Raw genomic sequence first — 17,469 nt, forward strand, 5'->3', positions numbered from 1 at the left:
CCGATGAGCCTACTGACAGGTTTTGCACAGCCAATTGAACAATCACAACAGGCTTTCCGCCTGATCCTTAAGGCGTTAAGTGAACCGGGCCATATCGTCACCCTGCCAGACAGCCCAATCTGGGGTGCGCTGAACGCCGCCAGTACCGCTGCGTTATTGACGCTGGCCGATCAGGAAACCCCGATCCAACTCTGTCTGGCGCTGGAAAGTGAGCAAGTGCTAACAAACATTCGCTTCCACAGCGGTGCACCGCTGGCCAATAACGCCGAAGAAGTGTGTTTTGCCCTGTTCGATGCGCAATTGCAGGCCGCGGATTTACAGGCGTTGCCGCACGGCAGTGAGATTTCCCCCGAGTTCAGCACCACGGTAATGATTCAGCTCGACAGCCTGGACCAGGGTAGCGCACTGCGCCTGACTGGCCCCGGCATTGAACAGCAACGGGTGATCTCGCCATCGTTGCCGCCGGTGCTGCTGGACTACCTGATTAACCGCCCACAGCGCTTCCCGCTGGGGCTGGATTTTCTGCTGACCTGCGGTGAGCGCCTGCTGGCGTTGCCGCGAACCACCCATGTGGAGGTGTGCTGATGTACGTTGCCGTTAAAGGGGGCGAAAAAGCCATTGAGGCCGCCCATCAGTTACAGGAACAGCTGCGACGCGGTGACGACAGCGTACCGGTGCTCGGCACCCAACAGATTGAACAACAACTGGGCTTGGCGGTGGATCGGGTAATGACCGAAGGCGGTATCTACGATGCTGAGCTGGCTGCGTTGGCCATCAAGCAGGCGAGTGGCGATCTGGTCGAGGCTATTTTCCTGCTGCGTGCCTACCGCACCACCCTGCCACGGCTGGCGGTCAGCGAACCCCTGGCGACCGAAAACATGCGGCTGGAACGCCGTATCTCGGCGGTTTACAAGGACTTGCCCGGCGGGCAGGTGCTGGGGCCAACTTACGATTACACCCACCGGCTGCTGGATTTTGCCCTGCTGGCCGAAGGCGAAGCGCCGCGTGCGCCACAGGCCGACGAACCGCTGCCGGAAAACTGCGCCCACGTGTTCGACTTGCTCAGTCAGCAGCAGTTGGCACTGGCGGAGCAGGATGACGGCAGCGCGCCGGATGATATCACCCGCAATCCGCCGGTTTACCCCTGTTCCCGCTCGGCACGCTTGCAACAACTGGTACGCGGTGACGAAGGTTTCCTGCTGGCGTTGAGCTACTCCACCCAGCGTGGTTACGGCCGTACCCACCCGTTCGCCGGCGAGATCCGCACCGGCTATGTTTCGGCGGAGATAGTGCCTGAAGAGCTGGGTTTCGCGGTAGATATCGGCGAGATCCTGTTGACCGAATGTGAAATGGTCAACGGCTTTATCGACCCGGTCGACCAGCCGCCGCATTTCACCCGCGGCTACGGTCTGGTGTTTGGTCGCGCCGAACGCAAGGCGATGGCGATGGCACTGGTGGATCGCGCACTGCAAAGCCCCGAGTACCAAGAAGGCATCGCCAGCCCGGCGCAGGATGAAGAGTTCGTGCTGGCCCACGCCGACAACGTCGAAGCCGCCGGCTTCGTTTCCCACCTCAAATTGCCCCACTACGTCGATTTTCAGGCCGAGCTGGAATTGCTCAAGCGCCTGCGGCAGGAATTCAGCGAGCGTCAGGAGGCCCGCGATGAGTGAAGTATTAACCGGCTATAACCTGGGTTATCTGGATGAACAGACCAAACGCATGATCCGCCGCGCCATTCTGAAGGCGGTGGCGATCCCCGGTTATCAGGTACCGTTCGGCGGCCGTGAGATGCCAATGCCCTACGGCTGGGGCACCGGCGGCATTCAGTTGACCGCCAGCGTGATTGGCCGCGCCGACGTGCTGAAGGTGATCGACCAGGGTGCCGATGACACCACCAACGCGGTTTCCATCCGTCGCTTCTTCCAGCGCGTCGCCGGGGTGGCGACCACCGAACGCACGCCGGAGGCCACGCTGATCCAGACGCGGCACCGCATCCCGGAAACTGCGCTGCGCGAAGATCAGATCCTGATTTATCAGGTGCCGATCCCAGAGCCGCTGCGTTTTATCGAACCGCGTGAAACCGAGACCCGCAAAATGCACGCGCTGGAAGAGTACGGCGTGATGCAGGTGAAACTGTATGAAGACATCGCGCGCTACGGCCATATCGCCACCACCTACGCCTACCCGGTGAAGGTCAATGACCGCTACGTGATGGACCCGTCGCCGATCCCGAAATTCGATAATCCGAAAATGCACATGATGCCGGCGCTGCAGCTGTTCGGCGCCGGGCGTGAAAAGCGCATCTACGCCCTGCCGCCGTTCACCAAGGTGGAAAGCCTGGACTTCGACGATCATCCTTTCACCGTGCAGCAATGGGACGAGCCCTGCGCCCTGTGCGGCTCACGCCACAGCTACCTGGATGAGGTGGTGCTCGACGATCAGGGCAGCCGCATGTTCGTTTGTTCCGACACCGATTACTGCCAGCAACAGCTGGCGCAACCTTCGCAAGAGGCGCAGCACTGATGACTTCTACCCCTCTGAGCACCACGCCACTGCTGTCGGTAACTAACCTCACCCACCTGTACGCGCCGGGCAAAGGTTTTAGCGATGTGTCTTTCGATATCTACCCCGGCGAAGTGCTGGGCATCGTTGGCGAATCCGGCTCCGGCAAGACCACGCTGCTGAAATCCATCTCCGCACGGCTGGCACCGCAACACGGACAAATCCTTTATCGACCGCAGGCCGGGCAACAGCATGATCTGTACGCGATGGCGGAAAGCGATCGCCGCCGCCTGCTGCGCACCGACTGGGGTGTGGTGCATCAGCATCCGCTCGACGGGCTGCGGCCCAAGGTTTCTGCCGGTGGCAACATTGGCGAACGGCTGATGGCTATCGGCCAGCGTCACTACGGCGACATCCGCCGTCAGGCCGGACAGTGGCTGGAGGACGTCGAGATCCCGGTGTCACGCCTTGACGATCTGCCGACCACCTTCTCCGGCGGCATGCAACAGCGGTTGCAAATCGCCCGCAATCTGGTGACTCATCCCAAGCTGGTATTTATGGACGAGCCCACCGGCGGGCTGGATGTTTCAGTACAGGCGCGGCTGCTCGATCTGCTGCGCACGCTGGTGGTAGAGATGCAGTTGGCGGCGGTGATTGTCACCCACGATCTCGGCGTGGCGCGCCTGCTGGCACACCGGCTGCTGGTGATGAAACAGGGCGAAGTGGTGGAAAGCGGCCTGACTGACCGGGTGCTGGACGATCCGCACCATCCGTATACCCAACTGCTGGTTTCTTCGGTGCTGTCGTAACGCAAGGTAATTACAGATGACTATTCAAATCCGGGTTGAACACCTCAGCAAAACCTTTGTGCTCCACCAGCAGCACGGCACGCAACTGCCGGTGCTGCACGATGCCAACATGACGGTCAGCAGCGGCGAATGCGTGGTATTACACGGGCATTCCGGCAGCGGAAAATCCACGCTGCTACGCTCACTGTACGCCAACTATCTGCCTGACAGCGGCCATATCTGGGTTAATCACCAGGGTGAATGGCTGGATATGGTGCAGGCCGAAGCGCGTCAGATCCTGGCGGTACGCCGCCATACCCTTGGCTGGGTCAGCCAGTTTCTGCGGGTGATCCCGCGTATCAGCGCGCTGGACGTAGTGATGCAGCCGCTGCTGGAACAGGGCGTCAACCGCGCCGAATGCCGCGAACGCGCCGAGACGCTGCTCAATCAGCTCAATGTGCCGCAACGCCTGTGGCAGTTGGCCCCCTCCACCTTCTCCGGTGGTGAACAACAGCGGGTGAACATCGCACGCGGCTTTATCGTCGATTACCCGATCCTGTTGCTGGACGAACCGACCGCCTCCCTCGACAGCCGCAACAGCGCGGCGGTGGTCGCGCTGATCGAGCAAGCCAAGCAACGTGGCGCGGCGATCGTCGGTATTTTCCATGATGAAGGCGTCCGCCAGCAGGTCGCCGACCGGTTATATGACATGCAGGCGCCACAGGCGCTGGAGATCCTCTGATGATCATCAATAACGTGAAACTGGTGCTGGAAGATCAAACCGTCGAAGGATCGCTGGAGGTCAGCGACGGCATGATCCGCAGCTTTGCCGATACGCCCAGCCAGTTGCCGCAGGCATTGAACGGTGAAGGCGGTTGGCTGCTGCCGGGGTTGATTGAACTGCACACCGACAATCTGGACAAGTTTTTCACCCCACGTCCGAACGTCGACTGGCCGGCGCATTCGGCCATGAGCAGCCATGATGCACTGATGGTGGCCAACGGTATCACCACCGTGCTGGACGCGGTGGCGATTGGCGACGTACGCGACGGCGGCCATCGGCTGGAAAACCTGCAAAAAATGATCGACGCGGTGATCCACAGCCAGCGCGCCGGGGTCAACCGCGCCGAGCACCGGCTGCACCTGCGCTGCGAACTGCCCAACGAGAGCACCCTGCCGCTGTTCGAACAGCTGATGGACAAGCCCGGCGTCTCGCTGGTGTCGTTGATGGACCATTCGCCGGGTCAGCGCCAGTTCGCCTCACGCGAAAAATACCGGGAGTATTATCAGGGCAAATATCACCTCAACGACCAGCAGATGAGCGAGTATGAAGAGCAGCAGATCAAGCTTTCTGCCCGCTGGGCCACGCCGAATCGTGAAGCCATTGCCGCCCATTGCCGGGCGCGTAAAATTTCGCTCGCCAGCCACGACGACGCCACCGCTGCCCACGTCAGCGAGTCCTGTGCGCTGGGTAGTGTGATTGCCGAATTCCCCACCACCGAAGATGCCGCGCTCGCTTCGCACCAGCAGGGGTTACAGGTACTGATGGGCGCGCCGAACATCGTGCGCGGCGGTTCACATTCCGGCAACGTGGCGGCTCATCACCTGGCGGCGTTGGGGGTGCTGGATATCCTGTCCTCCGACTATTATCCGGCCAGCCTGCTGGATGCGGCGTTTCGCATTGCGGCCGATGAACGCAACGGCTACAGCTTGCCGCAGGCGGTACAGATGATCACCCGCAACCCGGCCAGGGCGCTGGATCTGCAGGATCGCGGCACTATCGCCGAAGGTTTGCGGGCGGATCTGGTGTTGGCACGACCACACGGCGAGCATATTTACGTGCAGAACGTGTGGCGTCAGGGCAAGCAGGTGTTCTGATGGCGCAGCTTATCTATCTGATGGGCCCTTCCGGCTCGGGTAAAGACAGCCTGTTGGCCGCACTGCGCGCCGATGCCGCCGGCGCACCGCTGGTGGCGCACCGCTATATCACCCGGCCGGCAGACGCCGGCTACGAGAACCATATTGCGCTCAGCGAAGCGGAGTTCCTTCGCCGCCGTGCCAAAGGGTTATTTGCCCTCGACTGGCAGGCGCACCAGCACCATTACGCCTTTGGCATCGAAGTGGATCTCTGGCTGTTGCAGGGGCTCGACGTGGTCGTCAACGGCTCGCGAGCCCACCTGCCGCAGGCACAGCAGCGCTATGGTGCACAGTTGCTGCCGGTGTGCCTGCAGGTCAGCAGCGATGTTCTGCGCCAGCGCCTGCAAAATCGCGGGCGTGAAACTGCCGATCAAATCGAACAACGGCTGGTGCGAGCGGCGGAGTATCAGCAAAAACTGCCCCCCCTTTGCGGCCGGTTGGATAACGACGGCAACCTTGATGACACCCTGGCAGCACTACTGGCGCTGCTGCCCGCTTCCGCCAAACAACCACAGGATGCCATGCCATGAACGATCCGGCGCAGCCGAAAATCGGCGACAACGTGACGCTTAACCGCAGCCGGCTCGGCCAGTATGTCCATCTGGCCGACGATGCGATCCTCGAAGAAGTGGAAATGGGCGACTACTCCTACACCGCCGGACATAACCAGATTTTTTACGCCACCATCGGGAAATTCGTGTCGATTGCCTCTTACGCGCGCATCAATCCCGGCAACCACCCCACCTATCAGCGCATCGCCCAGCACCATTTCACCTATCGCGCGTCAGAGTACGATCTGGGGAACGATGACGAGGCGTTTTTCGACTGGCGGCGTGAGCACCACGTGACCATTGGCCACGACGTGTGGATCGGCCATAACGCCATCGTGATGCCCGGAGTCAGCATTGGCAACGGCGCAGTGATTGGTAGCGCGGCAGTGGTGACCAAGGATGTGGCCCCTTATGAAATTGTCGCCGGGGTGGCGGCCAAAAAGATCGGTATGCGTTTTGACGACGCACTGATTGAACGTATTGAACGCAGCCAGTGGTGGCACTGGGATCATCAGACGCTGCAACAACGGCTGGCGGATTTCCGTGATATCCATGCCTTCGCGGAGAAGTATCTTTAAGACTCTTATTCATCTTACCCAATGAATTTCGCGTTGCAGCCAACAACGCTGCGGCGTGAAAGGCGAAGGGTAAAGGAGCAACTCATGCAACTGACCTTTCTCGGTACCGGTGGTGCTCAGCAGATCCCGGTGTTCGGCTGTGATTGTCTGGTGTGTCAGCGGGCACGGCGCGAGCCTGCATTTCGGCGCAGACCTTGCAGTGCAATGCTTAAATTTCAGGGGGAAACGACCTTGCTGGATGCGGGGTTACCGTCGCTGGAACGGCGCTTTTCGGCGGGGGAAATTAAACGTTTTTTACTGACACATTACCACATGGATCACGTACAGGGGCTATTTCCTTTGCGCTGGGGCTGCGGAAATTTTATTCCGGTGTATGGCCCGGCCGATGAACAGGGCTGCGACGATTTGTTCAAACACCCGGGTATTTTGGCGTTTCAGCCGCCGTTTACCCCCTTCGAAACGGTTGAACTGGGCGGGCTGCACATCACCCCGCTGCCGCTGCAACATTCGAAACTCACTCTGGGTTATTTGATCCAGGCCGCGGGTAAATCGCTGGCCTATCTGACCGATACCGTCGGTTTACCGCCGGATACCGACGCTTTTCTGCGTGCAGTAACATTGGATTTAATGGTGCTCGACTGCAGCCTGCCGCCTCAGCCGCAGGCTCCGCGCAATCACAACGATCTGACCCGCGCGCTGGAAACCCAGCAACGCTTACAACCCGGCCGCACCCTGCTGACGCACATCAGCCACCATCTCGATCTGTGGCTAATGGACAATGAGCTGCCGCCGGGCCTGGAGCTGGCGTTTGATAATCTCAGCGTGCACTGCGGTAACAATGCAGCCGATCGGATTCCAGCACCTTAACGCCGCTGCCGGGGCTGAACGCCTGCTCCAGCAGCGTCTGTGCCACGTCTTTAGCGGCAACTCCGCGCCATTTTCCTGGCAGTAATTTGAACAAGGGAGCGCTCACTCGCTCCAGCCAACGCGGCGACGAGCGCTCACCCAACAGCATAGATGGCCGTACCAGCGTCAGGCGCGGCCAGTTCTGCTCACGCAGCGCCTGTTCCATTTCACCCTTGGTGCGGTTGTAAAGGAAGGTCGAGCGCGGACTGGCACCCAGTGCACTGACCACCAGACAGTGCTGCGCGCCTAACCGCCGACCGGTCAGCGCGCTTTCGATCACCAGCGTGTAATCGACGTAGTGAAAATTGGCATCACTGCCGGCCTCGCGCCGTGTGGTACCCAGACAACAAAACGCAATATCGACCGGCTGCTCCTGCTCAGTCAGCAGCGCGAACAAGTCATCACCCACCGGGTTATCCAATTTTGGGTGCACCGGCAGTGGCTTACGCGTAGGCGCCACAATCGCCGTGACCTGCGGATCGGCCTGCAGCAGGCGCAACAGTTCGCCACCCACCAACCCTGTAGCCCCTACAATGAATACCCGTGCCATATCCCCTCCGCCAAATTGATCGCTCTGAAAAGTATAGTGTGTTGTGTCAGGCCCGCGTCCAATGCAGCTTTTTACCGAAGCCGAGGGTATTGTCGGTCATCTTCACTTCTTGCAGACTCAGTTGCCAAACCGGCGCTTTCATCACTTTGGCAATCGGGAAACGCTTGCAGTAGCGCGCACGTGCATGCTGTTCTTCATCACCGCTCAGCATCACCGCTTCGGCGCGATACTGCACGCCACGGATCAACGCGATGGTCTTCGGCTTCGGCGCGATGGTGCCGACCACCCGGCTATTTAGCAGCATCAACTCGCCATGACGAGTGTGGGTTTCGGTCATCAGCCACAGCGCCATGCACTCGGCATCAAACACGTAAAAACAGTTGGCGCACCACATGTCCAGGCCATTGCCAGCGCACAGCGTCAGCACATGCTGTTTGCTGAGGAAATGTGCAATCTGTTGCTGCTCTTCAGTCGTGTTCAAGGTCAATTCTCCCTTCTTTATCTGGCTTTATCTTACCCTGTGTTATTGAAGTCGGTCACAAATAACGACAATTACATCACCATGCGGAATGGAATGGATAAACACTTTCACTGCATTTATATTCAATACATGAATAAGTGTCTTTATAACATATATAAAACATAGTAGACTTATCTGAGCATCAATAACCCGGTTTAAATACATTTTTTTTGTTCATTCCGCGGCGCGGTCAAAATTACCGGTCCGGTTTCGTCACTTTTTATCAAAATATTTACATCTCAAAAAATGCCAAAAAACATTTTTTATTCAAACCACTGCATAACAAGTGAATAGTTATTTATCAAACAGCACATTTACGTGACGAACATCACATATTTTAGTCTGAAGCACGTTAAAATAGCGCCATCTTTTCACTCCATAAGGTGGATTAGAAATGGAAAACAATAACCGTAAAATGGCACACATCAGACGGACCACTCATATTATGATGATGGCCCATCGTAGCTGCTTTAGCTTCGCCTTCTTTAACTGCAGATAACCCTCACCCCTCTCGTTGTTACTCTGAACAGCCTGTCACCATTACGCCTAAATTATTTATCCTGAAAACCAGGATCGGTATCAATTTAATTTATCTGGTAAATAGTGTAGCTAAATGACTGTTTAGGGTACGCACGAAATAAAATCAAAAAAAGAATGAACTCAGGTTATGCCTTTAAGCATTACCTCATTCTCCTCATGCCTTTATTTAGTGAAGGTATTAACGACAAGATTATTAACTTGTCGATAGGATGCCTTTGCCTGAAGAATGATAAAAATGAATAAATTAAAAATTGCCGCTAATACCAAAACATTAAGCTGCTTTGAAACAGCACGCGAAGTTGTCGATGTACATCAGAGTGATTTTAACGATATTGCTGCCATTGTGCTGTCGGTGGAAGACGTCACCCAAGGCATGGTGGTACACCTCGAAGAAATTGGCTTGAATATTCCCCTGTTCGTCGCGGTGTGTTGTGAAGAAGAATTGGATAATGACATCCTGCCGGCACTGCATGGCGTATTTGAACTCTGTGGCAAGAACACCCAGTTCTACGGCAAGCAACTGGAGGCCGCAGCGGTAAAATATGAAAGTGAACTGCTGCCACCTTTCTTTAATACGCTGACCCAGTACGTCGAAATGGGCAACGCCACCTTTGCTTGCCCTGGGCATCAGGGCGGTGAGTTCTTCCGTAAGCATCCGGCAGGACGTCAGTTCTTTGACTTCTTCGGCGAAACCCTTTTCCGTTCGGATATGTGTAACGCGGACGTCAAACTGGGTGATTTATTGATCCATGAAGGCGCGCCCTGCGCGGCACAGCAGCATGCCGCCAAAGTCTTTAACGCCGATAAAACCTATTTCGTTCTCAACGGCACCTCCGCCTCAAACAAGGTCGCGACCAACGCTCTGCTGACGCGCGGTGATTTGGTGCTGTTCGACCGCAATAACCATAAGTCCAATCACCATGGCGCGCTGATCCAGGCTGGGGCGACACCGGTGTATCTGGAGACCGCTCGCAACCCGTTTGGCTTTATCGGCGGCATTGACGCGCACTGCTTTGAAGAACGCTACTTACGCCAACAGATCCGTGAAGTAGCGCCGGAACGCGCCAATGAAGCCAGGCCTTTCCGTTTGGCTATCATTCAGTTAGGTACTTATGACGGTACCATTTATAACGCCCGTCAGGTGGTCGATAAAATTGGTCATCTGTGCGATTACATTCTGTTCGACTCGGCCTGGGTGGGCTACGAACAGTTCATCCCAATGATGAAAGACTGCTCGCCTTTACTGCTCGAGCTCAACGAAAACGACCCGGGGATCATCGTTACCCAGTCCGTGCACAAACAGCAGGCCGGGTTCTCACAAACCTCGCAAATTCACAAGAAAGACAAGCACATCAAGGGACAAGACCGTTATTGCAACCACAAACGTTTTAACAATGCCTTTATGTTGCATGCATCCACCAGCCCGTTCTACCCACTGTTTGCCGCACTGGACGTCAACGCCAAGATGCACGAGGGTAAAAGTGGCCGACGCCTGTGGAAAGAATGTGTTCGCGTAGGTATTGAAGCGCGCAAAATGCTGCTGGATACCTGCAGCTTAATCAAACCTTTTGTGCCGGACCAAATTGATGGCAAAGCCTGGCAGTCTTATGACACCGAGACAATGTCTAACGATTTGCGCTTCTTTAATTTCATTCCTGGTGAGAAATGGCACGCCTTTGAAGGCTATGAGGAATCGCAATATTTTGTCGACCCGTGCAAATTGCTGCTCACCACGCCGGGCATCGATACCGCGAGCGGTAACTACAGCGATTTCGGTATTCCGGCGACCATTCTCGCCAACTATCTGCGCGAAAACGGCATAGTACCGGAGAAATGCGATCTCAACTCCATTCTTTTCCTGCTGACCCCGGCCGAAGACATCGCCAAAATGCAGCATCTGGTGGCGCTGATTGCCCGCTTTGAAAAACATGTCGATCAAGATTCGTTAATTAGCGAAGTTCTGCCTGCGGTTTATAAAAACAATCAGCAGCGCTATAAAGATTATACCCTGCGCCAGCTATGCCAGGAAATGCACGACCTCTACGTAAGTTACGACGTTAAAGAACTGCAGAAAGAAATGTTCAGGAAAAGCTATTTCCCACGAGTGGCGATGAACCCGCAAGATGCTAATACCGAATTCGTCCGCGGCAATGTTGAATTGGTCTCACTGGCCAAAGCCGAGGGCCGAATTGCCGCCGAAGGCGCTTTACCTTATCCCCCAGGTGTTTTATGTGTGGTCCCAGGTGAAGTTTGGGGCGGCGCCGCTCAACGTTATTTCCTGGCATTGGAAGAAGGTATCAATTTATTGCCAGGCTTCGCACCGGAATTACAGGGCGTGTATATCCAGCAGGATGAAGATGGCTGGAACCGCGCTTACGGCTACGTAATGAAAAATTAATCACCTTACAAGGCGGTGAATTTTATTCACCGCCCGGATCGTATTATAAAAGAGAGAATGATCATGAGTAAGACCAATAATAAAATGGGGGTCGTGCAGCTAACGATCCTGACGGCGGTCAACATGATGGGCTCTGGCATAATTATGCTGCCCACCAAGCTGGCGGAAGTCGGCACTATTTCTATCGTTTCCTGGCTGGTCACCGCCGTGGGTTCAATGGCATTGGCCTACGCCTTCGCCAAATGCGGTATGTTCAGCCGCAAATCCGGTGGTATGGGTGGATATGCCGAATACGCCTTCGGTAAATCCGGCAATTTCATGGCGAACTACACCTACGGTGTGTCGCTGCTGATCGCCAACATCGCCATCGCCATTTCCGCCGTCGGCTATGGCACCGAGCTGTTTGGCGCCAACCTGTCGCCGCTGGGGATTTGTATCGCCACCATCGGCGTGCTATGGCTGGCTACCGTCGCCAACTTCGGCGGGGCGCGCCTCACCGGGAAAATCAGCGGCGTCACCGTCTGGGGCGTGATTATCCCGGTCGTGGGGATCTCGATCGTCGGCTGGCACTGGTTTAGCGGTAGCGCTTATATTGCCGCGTGGAACCCGCACTCGGTACCAACTTTTGAAGCCGTTGGCGCCTCTATCTCCATGACGCTCTGGGCGTTCCTGGGGCTTGAGTCCGCTTGCGCCAACACCGACGTGGTGGAAAACCCGGAACGTAACGTGCCAATCGCCGTACTGGGCGGCACCCTCAGCGCCGCGGTCATTTATATCGTTTCGACCAACGTGATCGCCGGCATCGTGCCGAACATGGAGCTGGCCAATTCGACCGCGCCATTTGGTCTGGCGTTTTCCCATATGTTCAACCCAACGGTCGGCAAGATCATCATGGCCTTGATGATCATGTCCTGCGTCGGCTCACTGCTGGGTTGGCAGTTCACTATCGCCCAGGTGTTCAAATCCTCTGCTGACAGCGGCTTCTTCCCGAAAATTTTCTCCAAACTCAGCAAGGCCGATGCACCGGTCAAAGGCATGCTGACCATAGTAGTGATCCAGAGCGTGCTGTCGCTGATGACCATCAGCCCGTCGCTGAATAAACAGTTCAACGTGCTGGTGAATCTGGCGGTGGTGACCAATATCATCCCTTATATTCTGTCGATGGCGGCGCTGATCATCATTCAGAAAGTGGCGAAAGTACCGGAGAAAAAAGCGCGAATTGCCAACATCATTGCCGGCATTGGGGCACTGTACAGTTTCTATGCCCTCTACAGTTCAGGTGAGGAAGCGATGATGTGGGGCGCTATCGCCACCTTCCTCGGTTGGACGCTGTACGGCATGGTTTCACCGCGTTTCGAAATGGTGGGGAAAAAAGGCTCACAGCAGTAACACATTGACCGCCGGGGATGGGATTGCGCTGGAGAACATGCCATCATATTCCGTCCCTGGCTATCAAAGTTGCTGCATATTCATGACCGAAATACTCCCAACCTGGCACCTCTATATGCTGCGCATGCCCAGCGGTATGCTGTACACCGGCATCACCACCGACGTGGCTCGGCGGCTGGCGCAACATCAGGCCGGTAAGGGTGCGAAGGCACTGCGAGGTAAAGGAGAGCTGGTGCTGGCGTTTCACTGCCAGGCAGGGGATCGTTCAAGGGCACTGAGGCTGGAATATCGGGTCAAGCAACTGAGCAAAATGCAAAAAGAGAGGCTGGTGAGTCACCCGCCTCTTTCGTTGGATTATTTACTGCCGGACGTTGAGGTTAAAGCCGGTTAAACGGCTCGGAGTATTCCACCGCCCCGCTAACGTCAAGCAAGGCATCTTCCGCCAGGGGATAAACCTGGAACGCGGCCTCGGTGTCTGGCCAGCGGCATTGCAGCCCGTAGGTAGCAGCCGGCTTAAAGCCAAAGCGACCGTAGTAAGCCGGCTCGCCCAGCACCACCACCGCGGCATAGCTGAACTCGTTCAGCGCATCCAGCCCTTCGTAAATCAGCTTTTCGCCCAGCCCCTGTCGACGCAGACTTTCGTCCACCGCCAGCGGTGCCAGACCGACCCATTGGCGATCCTCACCGGCTACGTCCACCGGGCTGAACGCGGCATAGCCCACCACGCCACCTTCGTCGTCGGTAGCAACGATGCCCAACGTCAGCAGGCCGTCTTCACGCAGTTGCTGCACCAGATCAGCTTCGTCATCTCGCCCAAAGGCGCGACGCAGCAGAGCATCGATACCCGCCGCATCTACCGGAATTTCTACGCGAATTAACATGTTACCGGTACACGGGAAGTTTTCACCGTGCCCTCCTGCAGCCCTGCTTCCACAAACTCGGCCAGTTGCAGCAGGCCAATGCGCAACGGCGCAGGCATGGCTTCCAGCTCGATGGCATCCATCAGATTTTTTACATACAGGCCCAATTCGGTATCCCCTTCAATCTGCAGCCGACGCTGAAAGAACAGCGTATCGGGATCTTGCTTACGCGCTGCGATCAGTATCAGATCGTTGGCGTCGCCGCTGAAGCTGACATCAGCTTCGGCGTGTTGGCTGACAACCAGTTTGTCGTTTTCTACCGTCATAAACCAGTGTAGCGCCAGATCGCGAACTTCGATCTTCAACCAGCGCGATTCGAGAAATTCCAGATCGCCATCTGCCAGCGCCTGACGGAACTGCCAGCCCAACACCTGTTCCAGAAGCTGGCGCTGCAAAGCAAACGGCGTGAATTTTAGCGGTACGCGCAGCAGCGACGGCCCTTGGCGCACAATGCGCGCTCGTAATTGTTCCAACACTGTCGTTCACTCCTTTCAACACAGATGCACTATTTTGCCACAGTGGCGCACGGCTGAAGCGCTCTATATCAACAAATAGTGCATTTCGCCGCCAGCTTTATCAATACGCCAGAAGCTGCCTCAAATCAAAACCTGTTCACCGCGCTTTCACTAAAATTGCCTCCCGATTAGCGTTTGCCGGTTGATGACCCTCACCGGCAACCATTGTGACAGTCTATGCCCGCCATGGGTGTAAGGCTGAGTCAGGATAAATCTATGGAGCTGCTTTGTCCCGCCGGTAACCTACCGGCCCTGAAGGCTGCGGTGGATAACGGCGCCGATGCCGTGTATATCGGCCTGAAAGATGATACCAACGCCCGCCACTTTGCCGGCCTCAACTTTACCGAGAAAAAGCTGCAGGAAGCGGTCGAGTACGTGCATCGCCACAAGCGTAAACTGCACATCGCCATCAATACCTTCGCCCACCCGGACGGCTATGCCCGCTGGCAGCGCGCGGTGGATATGGCGGCGCAACTGGGTGCCGACGTGCTGATCCTGGCTGACCTGGCGATGCTGGAATACGCCGCCGAACGTTACCCGCAGTTGGAACGCCACGTGTCGGTGCAGGCTTCCGCCACCAACGAAGAGGCGATCCGCTTCTACCAGCGCCATTTTGATGTCAGCCGTGTGGTACTGCCGCGCGTGTTGTCGATGCATCAGGTCAAACAGCTGGCGCGTACCAGCCCGGTGCCGCTGGAAGTCTTCGCCTTCGGCAGCCTGTGCATCATGGCCGAAGGCCGTTGCTACCTCTCTTCTTACCTGACCGGCGAGTCTCCCAATACCGTCGGAGCCTGTTCTCCGGCACGCTACGTACGTTGGCAGCAAACGGCGCAGGGCATGGAGTCACGTCTGAATGGCGTGCTGATCGACCGTTACCGGGATGATGAAAATGCCGGTTATCCCACGCTGTGCAAGGGCCGCTATCTGGTGGATGACGTGCGCTATCACGCGCTGGAAGAGCCCACCAGCCTCAATACGCTGGAACTGTTGCCGGAGTTGCTGGCCGCCAATATCGCTTCGGTGAAAATCGAAGGCCGCCAACGCAGCCCGGCCTACGTTAGCCAGGTGGCCCGCGTCTGGCGTCAGGCTATTGATCGCTGCCAGGCCGACCCCGCCGCTTATCAGGCCGACGCAGGCTGGATGGAAGCCCTGGGTGCCGTGTCTGAAGGCACTCAAACCACGCTCGGTGCCTATCACCGTAAATGGCAGTAGCAGGAGGAAGCATGAAATACGCATTAGGCCCGGTGCAGTATTACTGGCCGAAAACCGAGGTCGAAGATTTTTACCGGCAGGCGGTGAACAGCAGCGCAGAGATTATTTACCTCGGCGAGAGCGTCTGCACCAAGCGACGCGAGATGAAGGTCGGCAACTGGCTGGCACTGGCGCAGGAGATTGCCCGCAGCGGTAAACAGGTGGTGATCTCCACCCTGGCCCTGCTGCAGGCACCGTCCGAACTGAACGAACTGAAGCGCTATGTGGAAAACGGGGAATTCCTGATTGAAGCCAACGATCTGGGTACCGTGAACATGGCGGCGGAACGCAGCCTGCCGTTTGTCGCCGGCCACGCGCTGAACTGCTACAACGCCTACACCCTACGCCTGTTGCACCGCCAGGGCATGACGCGTTGGTGTATGCCGGTCGAGCTGTCCCGCGACTGGCTGGTCAAGCTGCTGGAACAGTGCGATGAACTGGGTTTCCGCCAGCAGTTTGAGGTGGAAGTACTGAGCTACGGTCATCTGCCGCTGGCCTATTCGGCGCGCTGCTTTACCGCACGATCGGAAGACCGCGCCAAGGATGAATGCGAAACCTGCTGCATTAAGTATCCACAGGGGCGAGTGATGCGTTCACAGGAACAACAGCAGGTGTTTGTGCTCAACGGCATTCAGACCATGAGTGGCTACTGCTACAACCTGGGCAACGAGTTAACCAGTATGCAGGGACTGGTGGACATCGTGCGCCTGTCGCCGCAGGGGGCAGAGACGCTGGCGCTGGTTGAGCGCTTCCGCGCCAATGAGCAAGGCACACAGCCATTAACCCTCACCGATCAGGCCGACTGCAACGGTTACTGGCGGCGGGTCGCCGGGCTGGAATTGGTGTCGTAATCGCAGGCACGCCACAGAATGCCGGGCCTACAGGATGGGAGTTTGGTTTTGTAGGCCGGGTAAGCATAGCGTCACCCGGCACGGCGGCAACTACTCTTTGAAGAACCAGTAGCCCTGATTTATCAGCTCTGTCAGCTCAGCCACAAACGCCGGGTTTTGCAACGCATCGCCCAGTTCTGGCTGACCCAGCTCGGTATAACGACACAGCGCATCGGCCGCCCGTGCATCCACGGTGTCCAGAGGTTCGCTGTTGACGAAGAAGCTGTCACCGATGTGCAGCACACGCAAACCACTCAAACGGGTCAGCGTTTCACCGTCCATCAGTGCATTCAGTACCTCGTGCGCTTTATACGGCGGCTCCGCCATAGCGATATCCAGCTCATGACGCGGCGTGGTGGCAAAGCGGCCAAACCACTGCTTAAAGTCCTCCGGCTGGCTGATCGTTTCGACCATCATTGAGCGCAGGCGCTCAAGTTCGTGTTCTTCTACCCGGCCCGGATGCTCACGCAGGGTTAAATCAGGATCGCTGTAGTGCGCGCCCCCCAGATCGTTTTCCAGTGCGTAGTCAGCAAAGCTGCTGATCAGGTCGCGGCCGTTTGGCCCACGGAAACCCACTGAATAGTTAAACGCGGTTTCATGGGTGAAGCCGTCATGGGGGAAGCCTGGCGGGATGTAAAGGATGTCGCCCGGCTCCAAATCTTCATCAATGATCGGTTCGAACGGATCAACATGCAGCAGCGCCGGATGTGGGCAGAACTGACGCATCGGCAAGGCATCGCCAACGCGCCAGCGACGACGACCCATTCCCTGAATGATGAACACATCGTAGTTATCGATGTGCGGCCCCACGCCGCCGCCCGGCACCGAGAAGGAGATCATCAGGTCATCCAGACGCCAGTCCGGCAAAACGCGAAACGGGCGCACCAGTTCGGCTGAGGGTGCATGCCAGTGGTTCACGGCCTGCGCCAGCAAGGACCAGCCTGTTTCGCCCAGGCCATCGAAATGTTCAAACGGACCGTTGCTGGCCTGCCATTCGCCATTGATCTGGCTGACCAGACGGCTGTCCACTTCCGACTCCATCGCCAATCCCGCCAGTTCATCTGGCGTGATTGGATCGACAAAGTTCGGGAAGGCATTTTTCAAAACAACAGGTTTTTTTTGCCAGTATTTCTCTAAAAATTCGGGCCAGTTCAGGTTCAGTTGGTAAGCCATATAATCACACCAGTAAGAGGATCCACGGGCGTGATTATGCGAGAGCCTGCGCCGGTCCACCTTGTTAAGGGTCAAGGAAAG

The 17,469-nt window shown here is 56.9% G+C and carries 20 protein-coding genes; 15 read left to right on the forward strand and 5 right to left on the reverse strand.

Going from position 1 to position 17,469, the window contains the following annotated elements:
* The first annotated feature begins 3 nt into the window (after nt 1–3).
* The 9 genes from phnH (at nt 4) to phnP (ending at nt 7,203) form a co-directional block, all read left to right on the forward strand.
* Complete coding sequence (gene phnH, locus F8R23_RS15185) at nt 4–585, forward strand: phosphonate C-P lyase system protein PhnH (protein WP_112347939.1); 582 nt, start codon at nt 4–6, stop codon at nt 583–585.
* A complete protein-coding gene (locus F8R23_RS15190) occupies nt 585–1,670 on the forward strand; it encodes a carbon-phosphorus lyase complex subunit (RefSeq protein WP_129937969.1) in 1,086 nt (361 codons plus the stop codon). The genes phnH and F8R23_RS15190 overlap by 1 nt, the downstream gene beginning before the upstream one ends.
* Entirely contained in the window at nt 1,663–2,523 is an 861-nt protein-coding gene (locus F8R23_RS15195) for an alpha-D-ribose 1-methylphosphonate 5-phosphate C-P-lyase PhnJ (RefSeq protein ID WP_017891399.1), read from the forward strand. The genes F8R23_RS15190 and F8R23_RS15195 overlap by 8 nt, the downstream gene beginning before the upstream one ends.
* Nucleotides 2,523–3,311 carry a phosphonate C-P lyase system protein PhnK gene (phnK, locus tag F8R23_RS15200; RefSeq protein WP_085119509.1) on the forward strand — a complete coding sequence of 263 codons (789 nt, stop codon included), beginning with the start codon at nt 2,523–2,525 and terminating at the stop codon, nt 3,309–3,311. Before F8R23_RS15195 ends, phnK begins: the two co-directional genes overlap by 1 nt.
* Before the next feature lie 16 nt (nt 3,312–3,327).
* Complete coding sequence (phnL, locus tag F8R23_RS15205; RefSeq protein WP_012004974.1) at nt 3,328–4,032, forward strand: phosphonate C-P lyase system protein PhnL; 705 nt, start codon at nt 3,328–3,330, stop codon at nt 4,030–4,032.
* Nucleotides 4,032–5,168, forward strand: coding sequence for an alpha-D-ribose 1-methylphosphonate 5-triphosphate diphosphatase (phnM, locus tag F8R23_RS15210; RefSeq protein ID WP_151415780.1), 1,137 nt, complete (start codon nt 4,032–4,034; stop codon nt 5,166–5,168). The genes phnL and phnM overlap by 1 nt, the downstream gene beginning before the upstream one ends.
* The gene (gene phnN, locus F8R23_RS15215) at nt 5,168–5,737 is read left to right on the forward strand and encodes a ribose 1,5-bisphosphokinase (protein WP_151415781.1); all 570 of its coding nucleotides are present in this window, start codon (nt 5,168–5,170) and stop codon (nt 5,735–5,737) included. Before phnM ends, phnN begins: the two co-directional genes overlap by 1 nt.
* Nucleotides 5,734–6,336, forward strand: coding sequence for a DapH/DapD/GlmU-related protein (locus tag F8R23_RS15220; RefSeq protein ID WP_129934066.1), 603 nt, complete (start codon nt 5,734–5,736; stop codon nt 6,334–6,336). Before phnN ends, F8R23_RS15220 begins: the two co-directional genes overlap by 4 nt.
* 84 nt (nt 6,337–6,420) lie before the next feature.
* A complete protein-coding gene (phnP, locus tag F8R23_RS15225; protein ID WP_129934065.1) occupies nt 6,421–7,203 on the forward strand; it encodes a phosphonate metabolism protein PhnP in 783 nt (260 codons plus the stop codon).
* On the opposite strand, the gene F8R23_RS15230 is transcribed toward phnP, so the two are convergent.
* Both F8R23_RS15230 and F8R23_RS15235 read right to left on the reverse strand, forming a co-directional pair.
* Complete coding sequence (locus F8R23_RS15230; protein ID WP_129934064.1) at nt 7,154–7,792, reverse strand: NAD(P)H-binding protein; 639 nt, start codon at nt 7,790–7,792, stop codon at nt 7,154–7,156. The two genes, phnP and F8R23_RS15230, sit on opposite strands and share 50 nt — an antisense overlap.
* Before the next feature lie 46 nt (nt 7,793–7,838).
* Nucleotides 7,839–8,273: a YhbP family protein gene (locus F8R23_RS15235; protein ID WP_112347979.1), complete on the reverse strand. Its 435-nt coding sequence runs from the start codon at nt 8,271–8,273 to the stop codon at nt 7,839–7,841.
* Between the two features lie 433 nt (nt 8,274–8,706).
* On the opposite strand from F8R23_RS15235, the gene speFL reads away from it, so the two are divergent.
* The 4 genes from speFL (at nt 8,707) to F8R23_RS15255 (ending at nt 13,030) form a co-directional block, all read left to right on the forward strand.
* Entirely contained in the window at nt 8,707–8,811 is a 105-nt protein-coding gene (speFL, locus tag F8R23_RS15240) for a leader peptide SpeFL (protein ID WP_112347931.1), read from the forward strand.
* Between the two features lie 276 nt (nt 8,812–9,087).
* Nucleotides 9,088–11,250: an ornithine decarboxylase SpeF gene (gene speF, locus F8R23_RS15245; RefSeq protein WP_129934063.1), complete on the forward strand. Its 2,163-nt coding sequence runs from the start codon at nt 9,088–9,090 to the stop codon at nt 11,248–11,250.
* A 63-nt stretch (nt 11,251–11,313) separates the two neighbouring features.
* On the forward strand, nt 11,314–12,639 hold the full coding sequence (potE, locus tag F8R23_RS15250) for a putrescine-ornithine antiporter (protein WP_099064511.1): 1,326 nt from the start codon (nt 11,314–11,316) through the stop codon (nt 12,637–12,639).
* 82 nt (nt 12,640–12,721) lie between these two features.
* Entirely contained in the window at nt 12,722–13,030 is a 309-nt protein-coding gene (locus F8R23_RS15255) for a GIY-YIG nuclease family protein (protein WP_146751345.1), read from the forward strand.
* Here F8R23_RS15255 and F8R23_RS15260 read toward each other — a convergent pair.
* Both F8R23_RS15260 and ubiT read right to left on the reverse strand, forming a co-directional pair.
* Nucleotides 13,017–13,520, reverse strand: coding sequence for a GNAT family N-acetyltransferase (locus tag F8R23_RS15260; protein WP_112347928.1), 504 nt, complete (start codon nt 13,518–13,520; stop codon nt 13,017–13,019). The genes F8R23_RS15255 and F8R23_RS15260 overlap by 14 nt on opposite strands.
* Nucleotides 13,514–14,035 (reverse strand): ubiquinone anaerobic biosynthesis accessory factor UbiT, encoded by a 522-nt coding sequence (gene ubiT, locus F8R23_RS15265; RefSeq protein ID WP_112347927.1) that lies wholly within the window; start codon nt 14,033–14,035, stop codon nt 13,514–13,516. Before ubiT ends, F8R23_RS15260 begins: the two co-directional genes overlap by 7 nt.
* A gap of 255 nt (nt 14,036–14,290) precedes the next feature.
* Between ubiT and ubiU the strand changes: the two genes are divergently transcribed.
* Nucleotides 14,291–15,286 carry a ubiquinone anaerobic biosynthesis protein UbiU gene (gene ubiU / locus F8R23_RS15270; RefSeq protein ID WP_099064508.1) on the forward strand — a complete coding sequence of 332 codons (996 nt, stop codon included), beginning with the start codon at nt 14,291–14,293 and terminating at the stop codon, nt 15,284–15,286.
* An 11-nt stretch (nt 15,287–15,297) separates the two neighbouring features.
* Nucleotides 15,298–16,176 (forward strand): U32 family peptidase, encoded by an 879-nt coding sequence (locus F8R23_RS15275; RefSeq protein ID WP_129935215.1) that lies wholly within the window; start codon nt 15,298–15,300, stop codon nt 16,174–16,176.
* Between the two features lie 90 nt (nt 16,177–16,266).
* Here F8R23_RS15275 and F8R23_RS15280 read toward each other — a convergent pair whose 3' ends face one another.
* The gene (locus tag F8R23_RS15280) at nt 16,267–17,388 is read right to left on the reverse strand and encodes a ribosomal protein uL16 3-hydroxylase (RefSeq protein WP_151415782.1); all 1,122 of its coding nucleotides are present in this window, start codon (nt 17,386–17,388) and stop codon (nt 16,267–16,269) included.
* Nucleotides 17,389–17,469: the final 81 nt, after the last annotated feature.

Origin of the sequence: Serratia proteamaculans (assembly GCF_008830365.1) — a bacterium.
In the GTDB taxonomy this organism is placed as follows: Bacteria; Pseudomonadota; Gammaproteobacteria; order Enterobacterales; family Enterobacteriaceae; genus Serratia; species Serratia proteamaculans.